Annotated in this window: 1 protein-coding gene; it reads left to right on the top strand. The window is 70.9% G+C overall.

Annotated elements, in window-relative coordinates:
* Nucleotides 1-100 precede the first annotated feature (100 nt).
* Nucleotides 101-1,534, top strand: a 1,434-nt coding sequence (locus tag F3T56_RS45865) for an NF041680 family putative transposase (RefSeq protein ID WP_149831371.1), incomplete at its 3' end; no start/stop codon positions are given.

The following is a 1,534-nucleotide window of genomic DNA, read 5'->3' as shown; positions in this document are numbered from 1 at the left end:
CCGACCTGCTGATCTGCGGTTCTTTCCAGGACAGCGGAGGCGGCCGTTCTCCACGCTTCGAGATGTCGAGTCACGAAGTGCAAGAGAACGGCCGCTGTGTATGAGTCTGTCTGTCGATGCGCCCGCAGGCGAGGCGTTGGACGTGTTGTCCCGCTTTCGGGTCGAGTTCTACGAATGCCTCTACGCTCGCGCGGATGCGCTCTTCGAACTCACTGACGCGGTGCTGTGCGCGGACGGGCCGGTGAAGACGCTGGTCGAGCTGTCGCTGGCGGTCGAGCACCGGCGCGGGCACGGTGCGCTGTACGCGGCTTTGGACCGCGGTTGGCTGGAGCCGACGCGGTTGCGCCGCACGCTGGCCGGCCTGCCGCTACCGAAGGCGGCCGACGGCCGGATCGTGCTGGCCGTGGACGTGAGCAACTGGCTCCGCCCCGATGCCCCGACCAGCGACGACCGGCTGTTCTGCCACGTCTACGGACGTGGTGACCGCAAGACGGACCAGTTCGTGCCGGGCTGGCCGTACTCCTTCGTTGCCGCGCTGGAATCCGGCCGCACCTCCTGGGTCGCGCTGCTGGACGCCGTGCGCCTGGGACCCGCCGACGACGCGACGCTCGTCACCGCCGCCCAACTGCGCGATGTCGTACAGCGGTTGGCGCAGGCCGGGCACTGGCGGCCGGGCGACCTGGAGATCCTCATCGTGATGGATGCCGGCTACGACGTCACCTACCTCTCCCACGCCCTGGCCGACCTGCCGGTGATGCTGCTCGGGCGCCTGCGCTCGGACCGGGTCATGCTCCGCGACCCGGGCCCGAGCCGTTCCGGCCCGAAGGGCGGGCGGCCCCGCCGGCACGGCGGTGTCCTCACTTTCGCCAAGCCCGACAGCTGGCACGAGCCCGACGTCACCACCAGCACGGACACCACCCGCTACGGCAAGGCCGAGACGATGGCCTGGGACCGGATGCACCCCAGGCTCACCCACCGAGGCCCATGGCTGGACCACGCGGACGAGGAACTGCCTGTCCTGCACGGCACGCTGGTGCGGCTGCAGGTCGAGCGCCTGCCGGGCGACCGAGACCCGAAACCGGTCTGGCTGTGGTGCTCCGCCACCGCCGCGACACCGGTGGACGTGGACCGCTGGTGGCAGTCCTTCCTCCGCAGATTCGACCTGGAGCACACCTTCAGGCTGCTGAAGCAGACCCTCGGCTGGACGGCACCGAAGGTCCGCCACGCCGACAGCGCCGATCTGTGGACCTGGCTCATCATCGCCGCCCACACCCAGCTCCGCCTCGCCCGCCCCCTCGCCGAGGACCTGCGCCGTCCCTGGGAGCGACCCGCCGCACCCCGCCGCCTCACCCCTGCCCGCGTCCGCCGGGGGTTTCGCAACGTCCGCGCGACGGCGGCCCGTCCGTCGGCCGCACCGAAACCGTCCAAGCCGGGCCCGGGACGGCCTCCCGGCTCGAAGAACAAGCAGCGGGCCACACGTCACGACGTCGGCAAGACGGCCAAACGCGCTGAGTCGATCAAGGAACACCAAGCC

The organism is Streptomyces tailanensis (assembly GCF_008386495.1).
In the GTDB taxonomy this organism is placed as follows: Bacteria; Actinomycetota; Actinomycetes; order Streptomycetales; family Streptomycetaceae; genus Streptomyces; species Streptomyces tailanensis.
This window is presented reverse-complemented; position numbering and strand designations above follow the sequence as displayed.